This window comes from Nibribacter ruber (assembly GCF_009913235.1).
Lineage (GTDB): Bacteria > Bacteroidota > Bacteroidia > Cytophagales > Hymenobacteraceae > Nibribacter > Nibribacter ruber.
This window is the reverse complement of the sequence record NZ_CP047897.1, coordinates 2,885,998-2,909,854: the sequence shown is the minus strand read 5'-3', so window position 1 is coordinate 2,909,854 and position 23,857 is coordinate 2,885,998. Positions and strand designations below refer to the sequence as shown.

17 protein-coding genes are annotated in these 23,857 nt (G+C 49.0%); 3 read left to right on the top strand and 14 right to left on the bottom strand.

The window, feature by feature from the left end; all coding sequences use genetic code 11:
- Window positions 1–47 precede the first annotated feature (47 nt).
- Window positions 48–3,548 carry an isoleucine--tRNA ligase gene (gene ileS, locus GU926_RS12240; protein ID WP_160692263.1) on the bottom strand — a complete coding sequence of 1,167 codons (3,501 nt, stop codon included), beginning with the start codon at window positions 3,546–3,548 and terminating at the stop codon, window positions 48–50.
- Window positions 3,538–5,970 carry an efflux RND transporter permease subunit gene (locus GU926_RS12235; RefSeq protein WP_232058312.1) on the bottom strand — a complete coding sequence of 811 codons (2,433 nt, stop codon included), beginning with the start codon at window positions 5,968–5,970 and terminating at the stop codon, window positions 3,538–3,540. The genes ileS and GU926_RS12235 overlap by 11 nt, the downstream gene beginning before the upstream one ends.
- Before the next feature lie 268 nt (window positions 5,971–6,238).
- On the opposite strand from GU926_RS12235, the gene GU926_RS12230 reads away from it, so the two are divergent.
- The gene (locus tag GU926_RS12230; RefSeq protein ID WP_160692259.1) at window positions 6,239–7,315 is read left to right on the top strand and encodes a dipeptide epimerase; all 1,077 of its coding nucleotides are present in this window, start codon (window positions 6,239–6,241) and stop codon (window positions 7,313–7,315) included.
- A gap of 563 nt (window positions 7,316–7,878) precedes the next feature.
- Here GU926_RS12230 and GU926_RS12225 read toward each other — a convergent pair.
- Entirely contained in the window at window positions 7,879–9,375 is a 1,497-nt protein-coding gene (locus GU926_RS12225) for a glycine--tRNA ligase (protein WP_160692257.1), read from the bottom strand.
- A 243-nt stretch (window positions 9,376–9,618) separates the two neighbouring features.
- On the opposite strand from GU926_RS12225, the gene GU926_RS12220 reads away from it, so the two are divergent.
- Entirely contained in the window at window positions 9,619–11,025 is a 1,407-nt protein-coding gene (locus tag GU926_RS12220) for an inorganic phosphate transporter (RefSeq protein ID WP_160692255.1), read from the top strand.
- 611 nt (window positions 11,026–11,636) lie between these two features.
- Here GU926_RS12220 and GU926_RS12215 read toward each other — a convergent pair.
- From GU926_RS12215 to GU926_RS12165, 11 genes are all read right to left on the bottom strand, one after another.
- Window positions 11,637–12,110: a hypothetical protein gene (locus GU926_RS12215; RefSeq protein ID WP_160692253.1), complete on the bottom strand. Its 474-nt coding sequence runs from the start codon at window positions 12,108–12,110 to the stop codon at window positions 11,637–11,639.
- A 533-nt stretch (window positions 12,111–12,643) separates the two neighbouring features.
- Window positions 12,644–14,227: an Ig-like domain-containing protein gene (locus GU926_RS12210; protein ID WP_160692251.1), complete on the bottom strand. Its 1,584-nt coding sequence runs from the start codon at window positions 14,225–14,227 to the stop codon at window positions 12,644–12,646.
- Between the two features lie 70 nt (window positions 14,228–14,297).
- Entirely contained in the window at window positions 14,298–15,185 is an 888-nt protein-coding gene (locus tag GU926_RS12205) for a class I SAM-dependent methyltransferase (RefSeq protein WP_160692249.1), read from the bottom strand.
- The gene (gene mnmG / locus GU926_RS12200; RefSeq protein ID WP_160692247.1) at window positions 15,186–17,048 is read right to left on the bottom strand and encodes a tRNA uridine-5-carboxymethylaminomethyl(34) synthesis enzyme MnmG; all 1,863 of its coding nucleotides are present in this window, start codon (window positions 17,046–17,048) and stop codon (window positions 15,186–15,188) included.
- Window positions 17,049–17,118: 70 nt separating this feature from the next.
- Window positions 17,119–17,550 carry an rRNA maturation RNase YbeY gene (ybeY, locus tag GU926_RS12195; protein ID WP_160692245.1) on the bottom strand — a complete coding sequence of 144 codons (432 nt, stop codon included), beginning with the start codon at window positions 17,548–17,550 and terminating at the stop codon, window positions 17,119–17,121.
- Window positions 17,543–17,950, bottom strand: a complete 408-nt coding sequence (locus GU926_RS12190) for an ATP-binding protein (protein WP_160692243.1) — start codon at window positions 17,948–17,950, stop codon at window positions 17,543–17,545. The genes ybeY and GU926_RS12190 overlap by 8 nt, the downstream gene beginning before the upstream one ends.
- A 39-nt stretch (window positions 17,951–17,989) precedes the next feature.
- On the bottom strand, window positions 17,990–18,286 hold the full coding sequence (locus tag GU926_RS12185; RefSeq protein ID WP_160692241.1) for a hypothetical protein: 297 nt from the start codon (window positions 18,284–18,286) through the stop codon (window positions 17,990–17,992).
- Window positions 18,287–18,294: 8 nt separating this feature from the next.
- Complete coding sequence (locus GU926_RS12180; protein WP_160692239.1) at window positions 18,295–21,300, bottom strand: DUF4175 family protein; 3,006 nt, start codon at window positions 21,298–21,300, stop codon at window positions 18,295–18,297.
- 139 nt (window positions 21,301–21,439) lie between these two features.
- Complete coding sequence (locus GU926_RS12175) at window positions 21,440–22,210, bottom strand: exodeoxyribonuclease III (RefSeq protein WP_160692237.1); 771 nt, start codon at window positions 22,208–22,210, stop codon at window positions 21,440–21,442.
- Window positions 22,207–22,551, bottom strand: a complete 345-nt coding sequence (locus GU926_RS12170; RefSeq protein WP_160692235.1) for a hypothetical protein — start codon at window positions 22,549–22,551, stop codon at window positions 22,207–22,209. Before GU926_RS12170 ends, GU926_RS12175 begins: the two co-directional genes overlap by 4 nt.
- A 143-nt stretch (window positions 22,552–22,694) precedes the next feature.
- On the bottom strand, window positions 22,695–23,045 hold the full coding sequence (locus tag GU926_RS12165; RefSeq protein WP_160692233.1) for a carboxymuconolactone decarboxylase family protein: 351 nt from the start codon (window positions 23,043–23,045) through the stop codon (window positions 22,695–22,697).
- Window positions 23,046–23,111: 66 nt separating this feature from the next.
- Here GU926_RS12165 and GU926_RS12160 point away from each other — a divergent pair, with 66 nt between their 5' ends.
- Entirely contained in the window at window positions 23,112–23,825 is a 714-nt protein-coding gene (locus GU926_RS12160) for a ComF family protein (RefSeq protein ID WP_160692231.1), read from the top strand.
- Window positions 23,826–23,857 lie beyond the last annotated feature (32 nt).

The following is a 23,857-nucleotide window of genomic DNA, read 5'->3' as shown; positions in this document are numbered from 1 at the left end:
AGAAAACAGGCCAAAAACGAAGGGCAAGTAGAATCAAATGTACTATTTTAGCGCGCTACTTCTATACGAACCGGCAAAGAAAGGCCTTCCATGTCCAGCACGGTGGCGTCTGTTCCTTCTAAGTTAGGCACCAAGGCCAAGTCTACGGCTTGTACTTCTTCAGCTATGTAGTTGCCGAAGAGTTGCAAGGCGGCGCGCACTTCTTCCTGTCCGTCCTGAATGTAGACCCTGATTTTGTCTTGTACTTCCAGGCCGCTATCTTTGCGCAGGTTCTGCAGACGATTTACCAGTTCACGCGCCATTCCTTCTAAGCGCAACTCTTCTGTGATGGTAATGTCCAAAGCTACTGTGATGGCGCCTTCAGAAGCCACCAGCCAACCCGGGATATCCTCTGACATGATTTCCACATCCTCCCGGCTCAACACGGTGGTATCACCGTCCACGGCAATCTCAAAGAAGCCTTCGCGCTCCATACGGGCAATGTCCTCTTGGCCCATCTCCTGAATCTGTGCGGCCACTATCTTCAACTTAGGTCCGAATACTTGGCCCAGGCGTTTGAAGTTAGGCTTGATTTTCTTCACCAAGATACCGGTCGTGTCTTCCAGATATTCCACGCTTTTCACGTTCACCTCAGAGAGGATCAGGTCTTCTACGGCCTGCAACTGGGTCTTCATCTTGTCATCCAGGATAGGTACCAGGATACGGCTCAACGGCTGACGCACTTTGATCATCTGCTTCTTGCGCAGCGAGTGCACCAGTGAAGAAACGCTTTGGGCCAACTGCATGCGCTCTTCCAAATCAGTATCCACTAGGTTCTCATTGATTAGCGGGAAACGCTCCAAGTGCACAGACTCAGATAGGCTACGACCACTCACGCGGTTCAAATCCAGGAACAGACGGTCCATGTAGAACGGCGCGATAGGCGCTCCCAACTTGGCCACGGTTTCTAGACATGTGTATAGCGTTTGGTAAGCGGCTTTTTTGTCTTGATTCAGTTCGCCTTTCCAGAAGCGTTTACGGTTCAGGCGCACGTACCAGTTGCTCAATTCATCTGCCACGAAGTCCTGGATGGCTCTAGCCGCTTTGGTTGGGTCATAGTCATCAAAGTAGCTTTCTACTTCTCTAACCAAGGTGTTCAAACGCGAGATGATCCAACGGTCGCTTTCGGTGCGCTGGCTTACCGGTACCTCGTCTCCTTCTTGGAACGTGAAACCGTCCAAATTCGCGTATAGCGCAAAGAACGAGTACGTGTTCTGCAAGGTCCCGAAGAAACGGCGCTGAACCTCGGTGACGCCGTCCAGGTTGAACTTGAGGTTATCCCATGGTGGCGCGTTCACAATCATGTACCATCTGGTGGCATCTGGTCCGAAACGACCGATGGTCTCAAACGGGTCAATGGCGTTGCCTAGGCGTTTGCTCATCTTGTTGCCGTTCTTGTCCAATACCAGCCCGTTGGCAATCACATTTTTGAATGCCACGCTGTCTTCCAGCATTACCGCTAGTGCATGCAGAGTAAAGAACCAGCCACGGGTTTGGTCTACGCCTTCGGCGATGAAGTCTGCCGGGAAGTTGGCCTTAAACTTATCATGGTTGTCAAATGGGTAATGCCACTGTGCATACGGCATGGCACCCGAGTCAAACCAAACGTCAATTAAATCCGTCTCACGTTGCATAGGCTCACCTTTGGCGCTGGCCAGGATGATGTTATCCACATACGGTCTATGCAAGTCGAAGCCGTCGTAGTCAATGTCCGTCAGGTAGAATTCTTCGCGGGGCTCCTCATTTCCGGTAGGACTAAGAGCAAACTCGCCGGCGAACTCTAGTAAATTGTTCGCCTCTTTCTCATCCTTAGTGCCAGTATGTACAGGCTTGGGTGCCGGCTTGCCTTTGCGCAACGGATTCTCCTGCATGAACCCTAACTGGATACTGCGCTCAATCTCTTTGTCCAACTGCGCTACAGACCCTATGCAGATTTCCTCGGTGCCGTCTTCGGTGCGCCAGATTGGTAAGGGCGTTCCCCAATAGCGGGACCGTGACAAGTTCCAGTCCACCAGATTCTCCAGCCAGTTACCAAAACGACCGGCGCCGGTAGATTCTGGTTTCCAGTTGATGGTCTTGTTCAGTTCTATCAGTCTTGCCTTTACCGCCGTGGTCTGGATAAACCAGCTGTCCAGTGGGTAATACAAGATAGGCATGTCCGTACGCCAGCAGTGTGGATAGCTGTGCTCGTACTTCTCTACCTTGAACGCCTTGCCTTCTTCTTTGAGCTTGATAGCGATTAATACATCAGTGCTCTTGTAGTCAGCGCCGTTCTCGTCTAGCTTGTCATAGTTCTTGACAGGCATTCCGGCAAAGTCCGTTACCTCTTGCACAAAGCGTCCCTGGCGGTTCACCAGTGGAGAAGGCTTACCGTTCTCATCCATTACCAACAGCGCCGGAATGTCATTCTGGGCGGCCACTCTAAAGTCATCCGCACCAAACGTAGGTGAGATATGCACAATACCGGTACCGTCCTCCGTAGTGACAAAGTCGCCAATCACAACTCTAAAGGCTGGCTTGTCTGGCTGTACGTAGGGCATCAACTGCTCATAGGTCACATCCTTGATTTGCTCGCCGGTAAACTCTTGTAGTATGTGGAAAGGAATTACTTTATCCCCAGGTTTAAAGTCTTCAAAAGAAGCTTCTTTGGCTTTCTCTGAGAAGTACTTACCCACCAGGTCTTTGGCCAATACCACCGTAATAGGCGCAAAAGTGTACGGGTTGAACGTCTTTACCTGCACATACTTGATGTTCTTACCCACCGCCAACGCGGTGTTGGCCGGAAGCGTCCAAGGCGTAGTTGTCCACGCCAGGAAGTAGTTGTCTTGGCTGTCCTGGAACAGGAAGTCAGACTTCTCGCTCTGCTGGATTTTGAACTGCGCCACAATGGACGTGTCCTTCACGTTGCGATAAGTGCCCGGCTGGTTCAGTTCATGGCTAGACAAACCAGTACCGGCCGCTGGAGAGAATGGCTGGATGGTGTAGCCTTTGTAGAGGTAGCCTTTGTCATAGAGCTTCTTGAGCAAGGCCCAGTTAGACTCAATGTATTTGTTGTCAAAGGTGATGTACGGGTTGTCCAGGTCTACCCAGTAGCCCATGCGCTCAGTAAGGTCATCCCACTGGTCCTTGAACCGCATCACGGTTTCACGGCAACGGGCATTGTATTCCTCCACAGAGATGGTCTTGCCGATGTCTTCCTTGGTGATGCCCAACTCTTTCTCTACCTGTAACTCAATGGGTAGACCGTGGGTGTCCCAACCGCCTTTGCGTTGCACCTGAAAGCCTTGCAGGGTTTTGTACCGGCAGAAAATGTCTTTTACTGCGCGGGCCATCACGTGGTGAATGCCCGGAGCGCCGTTGGCAGAGGGCGGCCCTTCATAAAACACGAAGCTCTCCTGCCCCTCGCGGGTTTCCACTGATTTCTCAAATATGCGGTTCTGTTTCCAGTAGGCTCTTACCTCTTCGGCAAGATTCGCATAGTCCAGTTGTTTATACTCGTTATACTTCACCTTTCTTCTCCGTATCTAGGTTCGTTGATTTCTTAATGTCTTCAGACAAAGCTTCGTTCAGCTCTTCAGCGTCTTGGGTATAAAGCTCGTCATAATCTTGAATGGGTGCATCTGACTCATGGATATATTTTCCTTTGTCAAAGCTCACCAGCAAGGCCGGTAAAATAATCAAGTTGGTGAACAAGGCAATGAGCAAGGTCAAGGCCATCAAAACGCCCAGCGCCTTGGTACCCCCAAACTCTGAAAAAGCGAAGATACCAAACCCGAAGAACAATGTAACCGTGGTATAGATCATACTGGTTCCTGCTTCCACAATACTGGTGCTAATAGCCTTCATCACGTTAAAGCCATTGGCTACTAACGTGTGTCTGTAGTAAGCCAGAAAGTGCACGGTGTTGTCTACGGTTATCCCCAACGCAATGGTGAAGATAAGTGCCGTGCTCGGCTTTAAAGCGATGTTGAAAAAGCCCATAAATCCGCCCACTAATAACAAGGGAATGATGTTGGGAATTAAAGTGATGATCACAGATTTGGACGTCCTGAACAGGAAAACCACAATCAATATCACCGCAATGAACGCCTGCAGCAAGCTTGATCCCAAACTGTCTATCAAATACTGATTGCCTTTTATAAACAAGAGCGTAGTACCCGTCAAACTCACCGACTGCTTCCGATCACTGTCTACCCGCGTGAAATTCATGGTGTTGCCTTCCTCGGTGATCTTCACGTCCTCGCCGCCCCAAATCTTTCTTATCTCTGGTTTGAGTTTGTTGATGATCAAGGAATCCAACTCCTGCGAACCAACATCTGCTACCTTTAAAGAGATGCGCGCTTCCTGTCCGGTGCTGTCCACGAAGCTTCTGAGCAGCTTCTGGGTTTCGGCTTTGGGTTGCTTGGCCAGGTAACTGAAGATGAAGTTACGTTCCGTATTGTCTGGCAGTCTAAACGAGCTTTCGTCACCGTTATAAAAGGACTGGGTGGCCGTCTTCACCAGTCCCACAATAGAGATAGGCGTGGTCAGGATGGGCTGGGTCTGCAGGAAGTTTTCCAGTTCTTCCATCTTCCGAAGGTTGGGCAATTTTAGCACCCCCTGTTTCTGACCCGTGTTGACAACTATCTCCAGCGGCATGACCCCGTTGAAATGGTGCTCAAAGAATTGAAGGTCTTTGTTCACACTGCTTTCTTCGGGCAGATCATCTACCATGTAAGAAACGGCCTTCATTTTGTAGACACCCCAGCTTCCCAGCACCACCAATGCAATGGTAAAGCCATAGATGAACCCGCGCTTTTTCAACACCAGGTAATCCATGAACTCCAACAGTTTGGTAAGCGTGCGGGCGTCCAGGTGCTTGAGCTGTTTCTCAGTGGGGGGCTTCAAATAAATGAACACCGCCGGCACCAGAATAATGGACAACAAGAACGTCACGAAGGTATTTACCCCGGCCACTACCCCAAACTCATAGAGAATGGCAATGTCTGTGAACATGAACACAATGAACCCGATGGCCGTGGTAGCGTTGTTGATGAAAATCACCAGGCCCAGCTTGCTAATCACCCGTGCCATGGCCAGCACCTGGTTCCCGTGCTTCCTGAACTCCTGATGATACGTGGCCAGCAAGTACGTGGAGTTGGGAACCCCAATCACGACTATGATGGCCGGAATCAAACCCGTCAAAAGCGAGATTTTGTAGCCCATCAAGGATATAGTCCCCAATACCCAAATCACCGCCAGACTGATGATCAACAGCGGGAACACTACCGCTGACATAGACCGGAAGGACAGATACAGTGTGACACCCGTTACGACCAAAGCCAGCAACAGGAACAGCTTCATCTCATCGGCTACCTTGGTGGTCATGATGGCCCGCACAAACGGAAGCCCCGCCAAGTGGAGTTTGATTTTGGTCTTGGCCGAGAAATCATCTGTGAGCGTCATGATGTTGTTCATCACGGATGCTCTTCTAGAAGAATTAAGGTAGGCCGGGTCTACCGTGATGGCCAGGAGTGTGGCACCCGTTTTTTGGTTGATAATCTGGCCGTCGTAGAAATGCAGTTCCTGTACCTTCTTGAGCAGAGAATCTAACTGTTGTTGACTCTGTGGGAACGGCTCAAAAATTTTACTGGTGGTAAATTTGCGCTCTACCGTGTCTTTGGAGATGTTGATTAAGTTAGGAAGCGAGATGACCGCCGTCACGCCTTCCACATTGTTTAAGTTTTTAGAAAGGTCGCTTAGATGTTTGAAGTTGGCCAGTTCATACACACTGCTGTCCTGCATGCCCGCCACCAATACGTTTCCGTCTTCGCCGAACTGGTCATGGAACCGTTTGTAGTACATCATGTCCGGGTCATCGGCTGATACTACTTTGGCAAAGTCATAGGTCATTTCTACGTCCTTGGCTTTGTAGGCCATAAACGCGGTCATGACGGCTAACAGCGCTATTAGGGGTAAGCGCTGTTTTATGATAAAAATCGCAAGTCTAGTCCACATAATCCTCAATAATCCCGCAAAGGTACGGAATAATTGGGTGGTGAGCGGTCACCTATTGGAAACCTCCGTTTTTTGCCTATTTTCCAGAAAACAGCCTAAAAACGGCACGGGCATCCTAGCTGCTTGCTGTCTGGTCTAGTCTTATCTGTTGAGATTAGCCAGAATCTTTCTTTTCTTGTCTGCTCACTAACCACCATCCCCTATGACCCCTACCCGCATCGTCTCCGTCACCTATCAACCGCTGGACCTGGATTTGAAAGAACCCTTCGCCATAGCCACCGGCACTCAGTACCAGGTAGAGAACGTCTTGATACGCGTGGAACTGGCAGACGGAACCGTGGGCTTGGGCGAAGCTGCTCCATTTCCGGCGGTCAACGGCGAAACCCAGACCAGCACCCTTGGCGCTTTGGTGGTGCTGGAAACCCATCTGGTAAACCAAGACGTGCGGGAATGGCGCACACTGGCCAAGAATCTGGATGAAATCGCCCATGAAGCGCCCTCCGCCAGATGTGGATTGGAGATGGCCATGTTAGACGCGCTCTGCCAGCATTACAACATGCCCTTGTATGTATTCTTCGGAGGGGTGGGTACTGAACTGGAAACGGATTTGACCATCACCGCCGGAGACGAAGCCCATGCTGTTGCCTCTGCCAAGTCTATCATGGACCGGGGCTTCTCTACCATCAAGGTAAAAACCGAAGGCGTGGATGTGGATTATGATTTCAGAAGAATCCAGGCTATTCACAGTGCTGCGCCGGGGGCTAACTTGATTATTGACGGCAACTGCGGCTATGACCTGGCCCGTGCCCAAGACTTTGTCCACCGTTTACAAGTGGCCCAAATACCGGTGGTGTTGCTGGAACAGCCGCTTCCCAGAGAAGATTGGGAAGATTTGCAACTGTTGGCAACTGCCAGCCCTTTCCCCATTGCCGCAGATGAGTCGGCGCGTAACGGTTCAGATGTAATCAGGCTGGCCCATGACCAAAGTGCGGCTGTTGTCAACATCAAACTGATGAAATGCGGGGTGTTGGAAGCCCTGGAAATGGTGAGCCTGGCCAAAGCCTATAATCTGCGTTTGATGATTGGCGGCATGGTAGAAAGTATCTTGGCCATGAGTTTCTCTGCGCACTTCGCGGCCGGCTTAGGCGGATTTGACTTCGTGGATTTGGATACACCACTTTTCATCGCCAGCCATCCCTTCACCGGTGGCTTTGCACAAAATGGCCCGCATTTGACGTTGGATTTGGATGCGCCTGGGCACGGCGTGAAGTTAGGGTAAGTTTGGTAGAATCGTTTTTGGCCTGTTTTCTGGGAAACAGGCCAAAAACGGAACAGCGCCGCCCTGCTCCCTTAGGGATAAAGTTAGAACGAGAGTTGGACGTTGGTTGAATTTAATTTTGCTGGCGCGAGTCTCCAGACTCGTGACTTAGGATGCCGGGAAGTCTACTGACTACCCTCGCGGGCACCGCGAAATTTCTTGCGTAAATTACCGAGGTGTGCCTGCCAACAAAATCAACGTAGGGAGAAGACGCGTATCGGTCTGTCAGGGGACAGACCAAGGACTGAAATGGAATTTATGTAGAGACAACGGCATCGCCTTGTCTCCTGCGCATTGTCTTCTTTTGCTGAGTTTCTCTGCTGGTATAAACACCCCCATTCGCCCCCCTCAAAGGGGGAATCAGCGTTTGGGTTGCGGCCTTCATTTTGATGCTGAAGCTGTGGGTAAACAGATTTAGCTCTCTTCAACTATCCACAATAAAAAAGGCTCCTCTGCTATAGAGGAGCCTTTTTAGTATTTTCGTTTTTGGCTTATTTTCTGGAAAACTGCCTAAAAACGCACAATTATAATTTCTCAAAAATACGCTTGAAGCTGACGGCGTCGCCAATGTACTGACGAAGCTCAGAGATGTGCATGCGTTTTTGCTCGCGGCTGTCGCGCTCCCGTACCGTGACGGTGTTGTTCTCTAGCGTCTCGTAGTCTACGGCAATACAGAACGGCGTACCGATTAGGTCTTGGCGGGTGTAGCGTTTACCGATGGCGTCGCGCTCTTCGTAAATCATGTTGAAGTCAAAGCGCAGGTCGTTGAAGATCTCCATGGCTTTCTCAGGTAGTCCGTCTTTCTTCACCAGCGGGAACACGGCGGCTTTCACTGGGGCAATGGCCGGGTGGAACTTCAGGAAAGTACGGGTCTTGGTGTTTTCGCCTTCGGTAATTTCCTCTTCTTGGTAGGCATTGCAGAGCGTCATCAGGAACAGACGGTCAGCGCCTACGGACGTTTCTACCACGTAGGGCACGTAATTACCATAGGGTTTGCCGTCTTCGTTCAGGTCGTTGTCAAAGTACTGAAGCTTTTTGCGGCTTAGTTCCTGGTGTTGTTTCAGATCAAAGTCGGTACGGGAGTGGATGCCTTCTACTTCTTTGAAACCGAACGGGAATTCAAACTCAATGTCCACGGCAGCATTGGCGTAATGGGCAAGTTTTTCGTGGTCATGGTAGCGCAGTTTGTTGGAAGGAACGCCCAAAGCCTCGTGCCAGTTCTTGCGCATGGTGCGCCAGTGCTGGTACCATTCCATCTCGGTGCCGGGGCGCACGAAGAACTGCATCTCCATCTGCTCAAACTCGCGCATCCTGAAGATGAACTGACGGGCCACAATCTCGTTTCTAAACGCTTTCCCAATCTGGGCGATGCCAAATGGCACTTTCATACGACCCGATTTCTGCACGTTCAAGAAGTTCACGAAAATTCCTTGGGCGGTTTCTGGGCGAAGGTAGATGGTGCTGGAGTCCTCGGCCACGGATCCTACCTGTGTGGAGAACATCAGGTTGAATTGACGCACGTCTGTCCAGTTAGAAGTCCCTGAAATAGGGCACTTTATGTTTTCTGAGATAATGAGTTGCTGTACGCCTTTCAGGTCTTCGGCCTCTAACAGACGGCCCATTTCCTTAAGCAGAGACTGAGCTTTGTCCACATCACCGGCTTTCTCGTACTCGGCGGCTTTGTCTTCCAGGAGCACGTCGGCGCGGTAGCGTTTTTTAGAGTCCAGGTTGTCAATCATGGGGTCATTGAACGAGTCAATGTGGCCCGATGCCTTCCAGGTGAGCGGGTGCATGAAAATAGCGGCGTCAATGCCTACCACGTTCTGGTGCAGTTGGGTCATGCACTTCCACCACAGCATCTTGAGGTTGTTTTTTAATTCAACCCCGTTTTGCCCGTAATCATATACGGCCTGCAGACCGTCGTAAATCTCGCTGGACGGGAACACGAAGCCGTATTCCTTGGCGTGCGAGATGATATCTTTTAATTGTGCGTTCTCTGTTGTCTTCTCAGTAGTGCTCATGGCTGCAAATATAGAGGTTTCTGTGGCACTTTCCCCAAACGCGGGTGGCTGGGCTTGGGCGTGCACCTACTTATTTTCTTTATTTCCGTACGTACTTTCTGTTACCAAGAAACTCAGTTTCAAGGCTGTTTCCCTTTTAAGTATCTCAATTACTATCTGGCCTTGTAGATTTAACAATTAAGTAACATTGGGTTTCTTCTGTTCTAGTAGCTTTGGTAGTTTTTATTTTATCTCACCTATTTTATGTTTGGATTAGAGACTGACTTGCTCCTCCTGCTATTACTGTGTTTGTTTGCCGCCTGCGCCTTTGAGTTTGTGAATGGTTTCCATGACACGGCCAACGCGGTAGCTACCGTTATTTACACCAACTCCTTACGCCCTTGGGCGGCCGTGGTTTGGTCTGGCTTCTGGAACTTCATTGGCGTGTTTGCCGGCGGTATTGGGGTGGCCATGGGTATTGTGTATTTGCTGCCCATTGAAACGCTCATTGACCAGGATGTCTGGCACGGCGTGGCTATGATTGGCGCGCTCCTGATAAGTGCCATCCTCTGGAACCTGGGCACTTGGTATTACGGTTTGCCTTCTTCCAGTTCGCATACTTTAATTGGCTCCATTCTGGGTCTGGGCATCGCATTTTCCCTTCTGCCTTCTTCTAACGGTGCCACCTTCGCCTGGGACGAGGCTACCAAAACCGGGATGTCCCTCATCGTTTCGCCTTTCCTAGGTTTCACGTTGACGGTGTTCCTGATGTTTGTTTTGAAGCGCTTCGTGAAAAACAAAAGCATTTTCAAGGAACCGCACAAACGCAAAGCGCCTCCCTTGTGGATCCGTTTGATCTTGATCATCACCTGTACGCTGGTTTCTTTTTTCCACGGCTCTAACGATGGTCAGAAAGGTGTGGGGCTGGTGATGTTGATTCTGATTGCCATTGTGCCTACTTATTTTGCCCTGGACAGCAGCCGCGACCCGTTTGAGATGCAAGGCTCCATTACCAAGGTGGAGCAGGTGTTGGGCAAAGTGAACCTAACCACCCTGTCTGCCTCTGACAAAGAGGAAATGAACAAGCTCAATGCTGAACTGGCTGAAATGAAAGGAATCTTTGCCGCCAACCAGACTTTGAAAACCCTCCCGAAGGATACCCGCTTTGCCTTACGCAGAGACATTCTCTTGATTACCAAAGGGACTAAAAACCTATTGGAAAGCAAGGATGTAAGCCTGAGCCCCAGAGACCGTGAACAGCTGGAAGAGGGTGTGAAAGGCATGCGCTCCTTCACAGATTATGCTCCGGACTGGGTGATCATGATGATTGCACTTTCTTTGGGCGTCGGGACCATGATTGGCTGGAAACGGATTGTAAAAACCATTGGCGAGAAGATTGGCAAAGAACACCTGACCTACGCGCAAGGCGCCTCTGCCGAGCTGATGGCGGCCAGCGTAATTGGCTTTTCTACGTTTGTCTTCAAACTGCCCGTAAGTACTACTCACATTCTATCTTCTGGTATTGCTGGTAGTATGGTAGCCAACAAGGGCATTAAGAACCTCAACGCGGGCACCATCCGGAGCATTGCCATGGCCTGGGTATTAACCTTGCCGGTGTCCATGTTCCTCTCAGGATCCCTGTTCTTGTTGTTCAGATGGATGTTGAGCTAGTCTCCGCCTTTTAAAATAAAAAAGCCGTTCCTTCCAGAGCGGCTTTTTTTGTGGCTATGGTTTGATGATTTGCCGTTTTTGGTCTGTTTTCTGGGAAAGGGGCGAAAAACGAGGAGTCAGTTTACGAATTAAGAATTTACCCAGCATCTCAAGGCACAAATCTGGAAACCAACGCCAGCGGGTGGCATTTTTGCTATTAGTATCATATTAACCCTACAAACTGCCCTTGTAGCGTAGTTGCGTGAAACGGTAAGGTGCCACGGAGCAAAGCGTACAATCCTATATTAAATTGTCCTCTGCAACTGATAAGCCTTTCCTATCTCATAATGAATGCGTCTCAAAGGCTCTTTCTAAGAACCCCGCCTTGCTCATCCTTAGATCTAGGTTTCACGGTAATGGAGCTTTTCCGTCCAATGGGAGTTTGCTGTGGTACACTTTCTGAGTTTCGTTTTTAGGCTGTTTTCTGGAAAAGAGGCTAAAAACGATGCGACCTGGTAGTCAGTACATAATGAGGTCTTCTGATAAGCTAGCACCATGAACGAACTTGCATAAAAAAGGGCAGCTGAATAGCTGCCCTTTTTAAATCGTTTATAGAGTGAGTGAGCCTTCGCTTAGGCGGGCCACTTCACTTCCAGATTGTCATCCATATGAACACCGAAGTTAACGGCTAGAAGCTTGCCTTCTTCAAAGTAAAGGTCAATCATCTCCTTGTCATAGGATAGGCAAACCACATCGTTCTCCATGGTCTCTTTCTCTACGCTGGTGATGCCCTTGGCTTTGAACAGATCCTGCACTTTGTTCATGTCCATTTCAAATATCTTCTCGCCCCAAAGCGTCACGTTGGGGTTGGCGGTCTCAATGCAGCTCAGGCGGTAGTCGTCCTCTTTGTCAAAGTAGAAGGAGAAGCCGGTGTCCCAGTAGTTCCAGGCCTTGTGCTCAAATTCATCTTCCTCGTCAGACTCTTCTACTTCTTCAGGCTCGCCCATGAGTTCCTCTACGTCTTCCATGGTGATCCCGAATTTTAAATCCCCGATGCCCTGTCCTAAGCGTATTTCATTGTCGAATGCTTCGTTTCCTTCTTCCATATTATTGCTCTTGATTGATGATGCCGTTTTTGGCTTACTTTTTATAAAACTACACAAAAACAGATACTGTACACGCTCTGCTTTTTATTTCTTGGGGCGGTGGGCCTCTTCAAATTTTTTCTTTTTCCAGTTCTCAACAATGTTCACATGACATTTATGATAAAACAATTTTTCTTAAAAAGAATCTCTTTCATCATTAGGGCTGTTAGCAAGTGGATAAGTTTGGGTATACACACGGCTGTTTTCTGTTTGTGTACAAGCAGCCCGTTTCATGCACACTTTTCCTTTACGTTGTGAATTTGTTTTTATTCTGGTTCAAGTAGTTATCTGCCTTTTCCACTAATTCACAAAATGACCTGGTGAAAACCTTTTCAAGTTATGCATACGTGAATAACTCTCAGGGATTGTCTGTTTTGTAAACGCTCATTCACAAAAGGTGGTTGACTTTGGGGGTGGACTCTCCTTTGATGTTGAGTTTTCAGACTTATGCCCTTTTTATTCCACCAGTTACCCACAGGTTACCCACCGAAGATCTAAAATTCAATAGCGTTCATTTCCACCTCCCAGTTGGCTCGTACTTCCTGCACCTCGGGGATCAGCACCACCGGCTCTGGGAGTCTTCTGTCTTTTAAAGAGCCATTGTCCCAGCGGCCGTTTCCGTTTTTATCTACCAGAATTCTGATTTGGTATTTGCCCGGTTCCAGTTCTGGCCAGGTTTTGGCCTTGATGTTTTTCTCGGTGAAGATGATTTTGTCATCGCGGAGTAACTGCACCAAATAGCTTTTCTCTGCCGTCTTTAGCGTGATCTTCAGGCTGCCCGTGGTGGCTTTGTCACTCACGTTGACCTTCTTGGTGCCTTTGGTGAAGTGCTCGCCTAAGAACGGAAGCACCTTGGTGGAGTCAATGCTCACCTGCACGCTTCTGATGGCTTTAACGGGAAGTTTCAAAGTGAGCAGAGTCTGGTTTTCTGTGAGCGCGAAGTCTTTGGGGGTAGCGGTGGCCGCATTGGTCAAAGAATCTATGACTAGATTGATGGCGCCGGCAGGTTGAGTAATTTTCACAGGCACGTCAAACTTTAGCTTGAGCTCCTCGCCGGGCTTGATGGTCTCTCCGTTCTGGAGCACAAAGGTGTTGTTTCTTCTGGTTGCCTTGGCCCCGGCCAGGCGCACGGCCACCGAGTCTGTCTTGGTATTACCGGCGCTGTCCTGCACTTGTACCCGCCAGGTTTTTTCTTGCGTTACCGCCGGAAACAGTTGAAGGGTCTTTCCGTTGTTGATTAGGTTCCATTTGATGTCTTCGGCGGCGTCTAATACCGTAGCGCTGGCCAGCCCCTCATTGTATTCTACTTCATACAGGTTGGCAAAGCTTTTCCGGGAGGTCAAGATGGGATTGGTGTTGTCTTGCACGTGCAGCTGCAAGTTAGCCGTGGTGGGCTTGTCAGTGATTTGCAGTGGCTGGGCCAGGTATGCTATTTGTTCCTTTTCACTGTCATAGCGCAGGTTGTTGTTGGTTTCTGCCAAGGCATAGAGGTGGTAGCTCCCTTCCTTAATATTCTGGAAGCCGTAGTTTCCGCTGGAGTCTGAAAGCGTCACGTAAAGCGGTCTCCCCTTCTGGACCTGGGCTGTATCTGCAGCGCGGTACAGTAAGACGTTCACCTCCTTGTTTAATGTAGGACTGAACAACGGAGTCACTTTCCCTGACACTGAGCCAGAGTCTAAACTCGCACCTGTGCTAAAAGTAAGGATCACTTTCCTAGCCGGATTTTTTTCTGTGATGTCGCCTATGCTCTGCCTGAAATTTAAGCTATAGGTGGTGTTGGGCTGCCAGGGTTTTGAGAATTCCAGTTCCAGCGTGCCATCCTTTATTTTAGTTTTATAGGTGTTTTCTGTGAACGGCGCTATGATGAGTTGCTGGGTGATGTCTGGTGCCTGGATGGCTTCATCAAAGGTGAGCGTGATTTTCTCAGGACTCACGTTGGTTTGCCCATTCTTAGGGTAGCTGGATACCAGTTTGGGGGCAATGATGTCTTTGTCGCCTCCTTCTGGTGAACTGATGCTGGCGCACCCTTCTAGGAAGGCTACTGCTAAGATTAATATAGGTAGAAGTGTTTTTTTCATGTTCTGTTTTAAAACGGAAATGACCTTATAGTAGTCTATAAGGTCATTTGAATATACGGTATTCCTGAAATTACTTTTTCTGGGCTATGAAAATCTGACTGGAATAGGAGTTCCCATTGCGGTAGCCGTGCAGGTTGGACCTGAAGCCCGTCCAGAAAGGACTGATCATTTTCATTTCGCCGTGCTTGTACTTCTCGCTCAATAGGCTCACGTAATAAGAATCCCAGCGCATGGGCAGTACTTCTTTCAGATCCAGCTTATGCTTCTTCAAAAGCTTTTGCATGCTGGCCTTGTGGAAGTGGTACAGATGGCGTGGCACATCATACGCGGCCCAGTCGGCGCCATACTTTTTGGCGTCATAAGAATCAGCGTTGGGTACGGCTATCACAATATGGCCCCCTTTCTGCGTGACTCTTACCAGCTCCTTCAGAGTTTCATTTACCTGGTGCACATGCTCTAGTACATGCCATAAGGTGGTCACGTTGAAGGTTTCGTTTTCAAATTCCGCCAGGTTTTCATGATGTATCTTCTGGCCAAGCTTCTCTTCTGTTTGTTCGCGGGCCAGTTGATTGGGCTCAAACCCTTCTACCTGCCAGCCGTCCTTTTTACATGCTTGCAAAAAGTAACCCACTCCGCAACCGTAGTCCAACAGTTTTCCTTTTTTAGAAAGGCTATTCACCAGGTCCACCTTCTTCCGCACGGCCATGGATCTCACCAAACGGTAGGTCTTGTTGAGTAAACCTTTGTCTGTGTCACTATGCGAGATGTACGCCTCAGAGGAATAATAGGGTCCTATGTGTTCTTCTGCCGGTCTGGGGTTGGTGAATTTAAGACCGCAGTTGGTGCACTGGACAATAACAAAACTCTCCTGAGAAACGCTTTTGTCTTGTACTACTAAAAAATTCTTGAAGTCGGTTTTCTGGCAAACAGGGCACTGTTCTAGCCGTTCGTAGCTCATTTATTTTCCTAAGTAAACCATCAGGATAGAGATGTCTGCCGGGGAGACACCGCTTATTCTGGAGGCTTGGCCTAACGTTTCGGGTTGTATCTTAAACAGCTTTTCGCGGGCTTCATTTGAGAGCGCCGGTATGGCTTTGTAATCTAGTCTGTCTTTAATGAGATAGTTTTCCAGCTCTTCCATTTTAGTGGCCAACTGGTTTTCCTTCTCAATGTAGCTGGCATATTTAATGGAAATCACCGCTTGCTCCAAACTGTCTGGCAGGTATTTGCTCAGGTACAAGTTAAGGCTTTCTGAGGATTTCAATAAATGCTCCAGTTCAATGTTAGGCCGCTTAAGCAGGTTTGCCGCTTTGGCTCTTTCACTGATGGGCGCTGATTCCATTTCCAGCAACGTAGCGTTTACCTCTTCTGGTTCTATGCCCTTCTGCTGTAAATATGCCAATACTTCTTTGGTCTCTTGAATCTTGCGTTGCACTTTTTCTAAACGCTCATCAGAGGCAAGACCTAGCTTATGGCCTTTCTCGGTTAATCTAATATCGGCGTTATCCTGGCGTAATAAAATCCGGTGCTCTGCACGAGACGTGAACATACGGTAAGGTTCCTCGGTGCCTTTGTTTACCAAATCGTCAATCAATACACCTATGTAAGCCTCTGATCTTTTCAGAACGAACGGCTCCAGGTTATGCACCTTGTTGTGGGCGTTGATTCCCGCCATAAGCCCTTGGCAAGCCGCTTCCTCATACCCAGTGGTTCCATTGATTTGTCCCGCGAAGTATAGGTTTTCCACGCGCTTGGTCTCAAGTGTGAGGTTCAACTGGGTGGGTGGGAAGAAGTCATATTCAATGGCGTAGCCTGGCCGGAACATCTTGGCATTCTCAAAACCAGCTATCTCACGCAATGCTTTCAACTGTACGTCTTCTGGCAAGGAACTAGAGAAACCGTTCACATACACTTCTACTGTATTCCAGCCTTCTGGCTCTACAAAGATTTGATGACGATCTCGCTCGGCAAACCGATTGATTTTATCTTCAATGGATGGACAGTACCGTGGCCCCAAGCCTTGGATTCTTCCTTTGAACATAGGTGATTGCTCAAACCCTGTCTTTAGAATCTCATGGACTTTGGTATTGGTATAGGTAATGTAGCAGCTTCTTTGGGATGGCAATGCCGGGGTATCTGTATAGGAGAACTTAGAAGGATTCTCATCCCCTTTCTGCTCTTCCATCAAATCATAGTTAAGGCTGCGGCCGTCTACTCTTGGCGGAGTTCCGGTTTTCATGCGGCCTGCTTCAAAGCCCAATTGTATTAATTGTTCGGTAAGTCCCTTGGCAGATTTCTCAGCTGCGCGGCCTCCTCCTAATTGTTTCTCCCCAATATGAATGATCCCATTCAAGAAAGTACCATTGGTTAAGACTACTGACTTGCCTTTGATTTCTATACCTAAACTCGTCTTGACGCCTACTACTTTCCCTTCTTCTACTAGTAGTTCTGAAACCATCTCCTGCCAGAAGTCCAGGTTGGGCGTTTGTTCCAACACCATTCTCCATTCTTCGGCAAAACGCATTCTGTCACTCTGGGCCCGCGGGCTCCACATGGCAGGGCCTTTGGACATATTTAGCATCCTGAACTGAATCATGGTTTTGTCGGTGACAATTCCACTCATTCCGCCCAAAGCATCTACCTCGCGTACTATCTGCCCTTTGGCCACGCCACCCATGGCTGGGTTACAGGACATCTGGGCAATGGTGTTCATGTTCATGGTCACCAATAATACTTTTGAACCCATGGTAGCGGCTGCATGTGCAGCTTCACAACCTGCATGTCCTGCCCCTACTACTATTACATCATACTCTGTGAACATATTGTGGATTACTGTGATGTTTCACGTGAAACATTGTTGATAACTGAGGTAAAACTAGGATAACCTATGTTTAGAACTTTAAGGCTTCTAAAGCAGCATTCTCTTTAGAACGCATTAAGTCCTTCAATTCGGGGGTTTTATCGTCAAAACCAAGTAGGTGCAGCAAGCCGTGGGCCATTACCCGGTGTAGCTCGTTTTCTACAGTAATGTTGAAAGACTGCGCATTGTCCACAACCCGGTCTATACTAATGAAAACATCACCTTCAATAACTCCTTCTACATCGGAATTATCAAAGGTGATGACATCAGTGAGTGTATCATGATCTAAGTACTCTACATTCATTTGATGAAGATATTCATCAGAACACAAAATGTAGTTCAAAGATTCTAATTCAAAGGAATAGTTTGAGATGACCTCTTCTAACCATTCTTTAACTTTTTGTTCGTTCTTTATTTCAAACTCAACGTCCTCGGTAAAAAACTCAATGGGTGATTCAGGCATTTTCAATGTTGAAGGTTAACGAAACGGTGCGGCCGTCATTGCTGAAGGACACGTCATCACAGAGGTTGCGCATCAAGAAAATGCCGCGGCCCCCTGGATTCTCCAGGTTCTCAGGAGCGGTAGGATCAGACAAAGCCTCTGGGTCAAACCCGGTACCTTCATCCTCTACTTCAAACCTGAGTTGTTTAGGCTCTACAAATAAAGAAAGGTAAACGTTCTTGTCTTTATCAAATTTATTGCCGTGACGGATAGCGTTGTTGACAGATTCCGTAACAGCCACCATGATATTGCCATAGATGTCATCTTCAATCTGGAATTTTTCGCGGGAGTTGTCAATGAAGCTCTCCACTATCCGAATGTTCTCAATGATAGAAGGAATCTGAATTTTTACTTGATTCATAATATGTTTACTATATCTGAAATGTCTGCAAATCTAATACTAATAACCTAATTTTTTTAAATAAGCGTCTACCTGTTTTTTGTAATACGGGGTAAAGGCAGGTAAGCTCTCCCGGAGCGTTTCTGTTTGCTGCAGCTGCCGCTGTTTGTACTTCTGTAAAGCCGCAGGAATGCGCGCCGGCAGGTCTTTTGCCGTGTTTGCTTCCCGCTTCTCATCTAAGTCCCGCTCGTTGGCTGCTTTCTCAGCTTGTAATAAACGCGTCATAATTTCTTTCTGACGCGTTATTGTCTGCTCCGTAAGACGTTTATTAACGAGATCAGCCTCCGTTTGTTCCATGAGCTTGCTCAAATTAGACAGATTCTGACCCTGCTCCTTTCCCCCGGAGAAGTGGACGACGGGGTGATGTCTTTCAAGGCGTTGCGCAACCGCTCCTGCTGGGCAGCCAACTTGGCCAGTGATTCTGACAAGGCCTTCCCCGATTGGCCGCTCTGCTGCAATTGCTGTATCTGTTGGTTGAGCTGCTGTTGCATCTGTCCCAAGGCCCCCGGTTGATTCTTGCCGCTCTTGCCTTTCTTCTTACCCGGTCCCGCCTGCTGTGCAGCCATCATGGCTTGTTGCATCTGCTTTTGCACGTCACTGAGCATGAGTGCCAGGTTGTTCATAGACGTCATGGCCAGTTGCTGGTGTGTCCCCGTTTTGGAGAGGTTGCGGTCTTTAATGGATTCTGAACTCTTGTCCATGTTGTCTTCCATCTCCCCTACCTCCCGCGTCACAAACGACTGGATCTGGAAAACTCGCTTGGCCAAGGACAATAAACTATCTTCAATGATCTTGGCATCATCTGAGAGTTTGAGTTGCTGCTGGGCCAGATTGATAAACCGAGGGTCGCTCTGGTGCACGCTTCTAAAGGACTTCATGAGGTTCTCCTGATCAAAGGAAAGCGTCACCAAATTCTCCAGGATGTCTCTGAGGTGGTCCAGGTTCTGTTGCATCTGTTCCATGTCGCCAGACATTTCCTCGCTTTTCATCTGCTGGGCCATCTGCTGCATTTTCTGAGCGGCGGCTTTCTGCGACTGGCTGGCCTTCTTGTTCTGGCTCTTCTCTAAAGACTCTTGGGCGTTTTCCTGCTCTTGCTCAATCTGCTCTTCTAGTTTCTCTGAATCTGGAATGGACTCTGGGTTCTCCAGTTTCTCGTTTTGTTTCTTGGCCTCCTCCAACGCCTTTTGCGCCTCCTTGAATTCTTCCTGCAGTTTCTTCTGTTCTTCTTGCAGCGCTTTCTCTGATTGATTTTTGTCCAGTGATTTCTGCGACAGCTCTTCCTGCTCTTTGGCTAGTTGCTCTAACTGCTGGGTGGCCTGGTCTAGTTTCTGCTCTACCTGTAGCTGCTGGAAGAGTTCTAACAAGCGGTCTAGTTCTTTCTGCAGGTTTTCTTCTTTTTGGTTGAGCTGGTCCAGAAGCGGTTGAATGGCTGCCGGATTAGGCTGGCGCTGCTCCAGGAGTTTTTCCAACTCATCATACAGCTTCTTGGTCTCCTCATCCAATAGCTCGTCCATCATCTTTTTGAGCTGGTCTCGTTTTTCGGCTATTTTCTCGTTTTCAGGCGAAAAACGCTCCTGCTGTTGGTTGAGCTGGTTGTTGAGTTCTTGCAAAGAGGACAAGTCTTCCTGCAGGGCTTTCTTTTTCTCAGCCAATTCTTGCAACGCCTTCTTGTCTTGATAGCTCAGCTCACGCTTCAGTTTGGTTTTCTCCTCGTTCTGCTCCAGAGACTTCTTCAGCTCCTCGGCCTTGGACAATGAAGATTTTAACTGCGACTGTACTTTCTGCGAGGTGGCGTCAATGGACTTCTGCAGCTGCGCCGGGTCTGGATAGGTAAACAGGAAGGTAGAAGAACGCGCGCTCTTGGGCGTAGGCACCTCATCATTGTCTGTTACCTGTACAAAATATTCCACCTTGTCACCGGGATGTAGGGCCAGCGGCTTTAAGTTGAACTGATGGAAGTACGCCTGCGTGGGAATGGTCTTGTTGAAAGGAACCGGAATGGCTTTGAACCCGCCGCTGGTCTTTCCGGGTTTAGACACTCTATAATATAAGGCCAGTCTGCTAAAACCGTAGTCATCTGAAATGTTTCCTCCCACTACCAAATACGAGAACAGCACCGAATCCCTGAACTGCTCCAGCGTAATCTCGGGAGTCCTGTCTGGAATGACGTTGACCTGGTAGTTGATGCGTTCTTTGTTGTCACTGTACTTGTTGCGCAGGTGCATGCTGTAGGGCTGGCTTTGCAGAAACGTTTTGCGCACTACAAAGGCACCTTCCTGTTCTTCGGCCTTCACGCGTTGTGCGGGGTTCTGGAAATGCAGCCAGAGGGAGTCTGCGTGTTCTGCCTCCAGGTGCCAGGTAACCTGCGTGCCTTCGGGAACGGTCAGGTCGCCGGTGTTTTCCACAACTTCCATGGGCTTGCGCAGGTAGCCTGGGTAGCGTAATTCTGCTTTTAAAGCGCGTAGCAAAGGCCTGGGCACCACCGTCAGTTGATTCTCCTCTGAGTAAAAGCCGGCTCCGGTGAGTTGGAAATCCACAGTCTCCTCTACCCGCTGGAAGTCATAGCTATACGTGTTGTCTTTGTCTTTGCGCAGCGGAATCTCTCTGCCATCCATCACCAGGGCCACCGCTTCTGGCACCTTGTCTCCGGTGATGGCTACTTTCAGCTGAAAATCCTCGCCCTGGAAAGCCTGTAGATTTCTATTCAGGATCTTAAATTCAAATGGGGCTTTGGGCGTGTACCGGGTTTTGAAGTTGATGATGCGTTGGCTGCCCTGTACAAAGAAGCTGGGGTAAATGAAGGCCAAGACCAACACCAGCGCAGACGGCAACAGTACATATTTTAAATACGGCCTGTTCTGCGCCATGCGCACCCGCTCCGGAAATTTATAACCTTCTAATTCTCTGGAGCGCTGTTCCACGCTGGCGGCCACCAAGTCATTCTCTGCAGCCTGTTGGCGCAATTGCAGCAGGTTGAGCAAGCGGTCCTGAATCTCGGGAAAGTAAGTGGTTACTTGTTGGGCAGCCTGCTCATCTGACAGCAGCTTCTTTAAATTGGCCAAGGCCATGAGCGGCGTCCAGAGCCAGCGCCCTACGGCAAAAACGGTAATGGCAAGAAACGAGAAAAGCAGAAAGGCTCTGATTTCTGGTTGGAAGTAAAAGAAGTATTCTAGTAAAGTGAAGAGCAGGAAAAAGGAAAGCAGGAGTCCTGCGGTGAGAAGCGCGCCTTTGAACAACAGGTTCAGGTAGAACTTACGCTTAAACGCCTGAAGCTGCTGTAGTACAGTATGTAAGGAACCGGCAGCCTGCATGGTTTTGATGAGTTTTAAGAAAAATAGCCCAAAAACGGATGGAAGAAGAAAGTGTTTCCTGCTTCAATCCGTTTTCTATTTAGCCATACGTAAGTAACAATACAGTAACTAATTATACTATTAAATTATTGCAAGAATGCTACGCCAGCGGGTGCATTTCTAATAGAACCGGGCAATGGTCAGAGTGTTTGGCCTCAGAAAGGATGGCGGCGCGTTTCATGTGCGGCTTTAAATGGTCAGACACCAGCAGGTAGTCAATGCGCCAGCCCAGGTTCTTGGCCCGCACGTTGGCCCGGTAACTCCACCACGTATACTGGTGCGGCTCCGTGTTAAAGTGCCGGAACGAGTCTATGAACCCATCCTGCAGAAAGCCACTGAACCAATTGCGTTCCTCGGGCAGGAAGCCAGAGCTGTTGGCGTTGGATTTGGGGTTGTGGATATCTATGGCCTGGTGACAGATGTTGTAGTCGCCGCAGATGACCAAACCCGGCACCGTATTCTTGAGCGTCTGAATGTACTGTTGAAAATCCTGCAGCCATTGTATCTTAAACGCTTGTCTATGCTCTCCGCTGGAGCCAGAGGGCATGTACACGTTCAACACTGAATAGCCGTCAAAATCTACCCGAATTACTCTTCCTTCCTGATCATAGTGCTCAATGCCGCAGCCTATGCACACGTTTTTAGGCTCCTGCTTAGAGAGAATGGCCACGCCGCTGTAGCCTTTCTTCTGCGCCGGATGAATGTAGACATGGTAGCCTAGCTCCTGCCAGACGGTTTTGTCAAACTTGGTTTCATCTGCCTTTATCTCCTGCAGACACAACACATCTGGATTGGCCGCTCTCACCCAGTCCGCGAAGCCCTTAGACAACGCAGACCTGATCCCATTCACATTATAACTGATGATTTTCATTTATTCATTTGGTCAAAATATTCCAGCACGTGCCAGCGCATCATGCGTTCCTGCTCTTTCAGGTTGCAAAACGGCAGGGCTTTCACGGCTTTCCAATGGGGCCAACCGTCCTGGTCGGCGCCTTCCAGTTCATAATAGCCAGACAGGCTCAATATCTTGCAGGTGGCAATGTGCATCAGATCCTGCTTCTGCTCTTTGGTGAACTCCTGCACGCCCTGCCCCAGTTCCTGCACGCCAATCAAGAAGAGAATAGCGTTCAAGTCTGGTTTCTTCCCGAAGCGCTGCTTGATGTCCTGCCGAAGCGCAGCCCACCGTACGTCAAAGTCCTCTTCGTGCTCCATATTGGTATTGAATGAGTGAGTGATTGAGTGAAGGCGTGAATGACTCTGCCTTTCACTCAATCAATAGATGACAGAATTCCGTTTTTGGCCTGTTTCCTGGGAAATACGCCAAAAACGGAATCCTTCTGATAGAGACAAAGAAACTAGGCCTGCTGTTCCGTTTTCAGTTCTTCCCAGTATTCCACGGCCCTTCTAAAGTGCGGGATCACAATGGAACCGCCAATCAGGTTGGCAATGGCAAAGACCTCGTACACCTGCTCATCTGTGAGGCCGCATTCAAAGCATTTGCCCAGGTGGTACTTGATGCAGTCATCGCAGCGCAGCACCATGGAGCAGGCCAAGCCCAGCATCTCTTTGGTCTTCACGTCAATGGCGCCCTCGGCGTAAGCGTTGGTATCCAGGTTGAAAAAGCGTTTGATTACTTTATTGTCCGCCTCCATGATCTTCTCGTTCATGCGGGTGCGGTAGTCGTTGAATTCTGTAACTAAGCTCATATGTATTGCGGTAAGTAGAAGGCAAGCGCCTCTAAAGTAAAGTTACATCAAAAAACGCAAGAGTGTATGGTTAAGGCTTCGGTGAGTGTCTCCTCCTTGTTCCAGGACTTTCTAAGTTTGCTTTTCCCGGAGGAATGCCGGGCCTGTGGCGGCGAGCTGGCCATTGGCGAGGACGTTATCTGCAGCCACTGCCGCATTAAACTCCCCTATACCAATTTCCACCTGATGCCCAAGGACAACGTCCTGCACAAGGTCTTCTGGGGGCGGGTACCCGTGCAACTAGCGGTTTCTTACCTCATGTTCCAGGAGAAAAGCCGCGTGCAGCGCCTCCTGCACCAACTTAAATACCGGGGCCGTGAGGAAGTAGGCGAAGTATTAGGCCGATGGTATGGCGCTCAATTGCAACAACAGGAGGCTTTTACAGATGTTGACGTGGTAATTCCTGTGCCCCTGTACAAAGCCAAACGACAGCAACGCGGCTATAACCAGGTAAGCGCCTTCGGGCAGGAGATTGCCTCAGCGCTGCAAGTATCCTTTGAAGAGTATGTCCTCAAGAAATCCAGGAGCAGCAAGACGCAGACCAAGAAGAACCGTCAGCAGCGTTGGGAGGCCATGCGGCAGTTGTATAGTGTGGCACAGAAGGAGCGTATTGTAGGGAAGCACGTGCTGTTGATAGATGACGTTGTGACCACCGGCGCCACCCTGGAAGCCTGCTCTTCTGCCCTGCTCGCCGCAGGCGCCAAGGCTGTCAGCATTGCCACCATCGCCTATACATTGTAACCTACTCTTTATATACTAAGGAGTAGAGTAAA

Bases quoted from the DNA above. Each gene is read 5' to 3' on its own strand.
- ybeY (WP_160692245.1), bottom strand. From the start codon at position 17,550: ATGCCTGAATCACCCATTGAGTTTTTTACCGAGGACGTTGAGTTTGAA.
- GU926_RS12220 (WP_160692255.1), top strand. From the start codon at position 9,619: ATGTTTGGATTAGAGACTGACTTGCTCCTCCTGCTATTACTGTGTTTG.
- GU926_RS12230 (WP_160692259.1), top strand. From the start codon at position 6,239: ATGACCCCTACCCGCATCGTCTCCGTCACCTATCAACCGCTGGACCTG.
- GU926_RS12190 (WP_160692243.1), bottom strand. From the start codon at position 17,950: ATGAATCAAGTAAAAATTCAGATTCCTTCTATCATTGAGAACATTCGG.
- GU926_RS12215 (WP_160692253.1), bottom strand. From the start codon at position 12,110: ATGGAAGAAGGAAACGAAGCATTCGACAATGAAATACGCTTAGGACAG.
- GU926_RS12180 (WP_160692239.1), bottom strand. From the start codon at position 21,300: ATGCAGGCTGCCGGTTCCTTACATACTGTACTACAGCAGCTTCAGGCG.
- GU926_RS12235 (WP_232058312.1), bottom strand. From the start codon at position 5,970: ATGACCGCGTTTATGGCCTACAAAGCCAAGGACGTAGAAATGACCTAT.
- GU926_RS12160 (WP_160692231.1), top strand. From the start codon at position 23,112: ATGGTTAAGGCTTCGGTGAGTGTCTCCTCCTTGTTCCAGGACTTTCTA.
- GU926_RS12170 (WP_160692235.1), bottom strand. From the start codon at position 22,551: ATGGAGCACGAAGAGGACTTTGACGTACGGTGGGCTGCGCTTCGGCAG.
- GU926_RS12185 (WP_160692241.1), bottom strand. From the start codon at position 18,286: ATGGAACAAACGGAGGCTGATCTCGTTAATAAACGTCTTACGGAGCAG.
- GU926_RS12205 (WP_160692249.1), bottom strand. From the start codon at position 15,185: ATGAGCTACGAACGGCTAGAACAGTGCCCTGTTTGCCAGAAAACCGAC.
- mnmG (WP_160692247.1), bottom strand. From the start codon at position 17,048: ATGTTCACAGAGTATGATGTAATAGTAGTAGGGGCAGGACATGCAGGT.
- GU926_RS12225 (WP_160692257.1), bottom strand. From the start codon at position 9,375: ATGAGCACTACTGAGAAGACAACAGAGAACGCACAATTAAAAGATATC.
- GU926_RS12175 (WP_160692237.1), bottom strand. From the start codon at position 22,210: ATGAAAATCATCAGTTATAATGTGAATGGGATCAGGTCTGCGTTGTCT.
- GU926_RS12210 (WP_160692251.1), bottom strand. From the start codon at position 14,227: ATGAAAAAAACACTTCTACCTATATTAATCTTAGCAGTAGCCTTCCTA.
- GU926_RS12165 (WP_160692233.1), bottom strand. From the start codon at position 23,045: ATGAGCTTAGTTACAGAATTCAACGACTACCGCACCCGCATGAACGAG.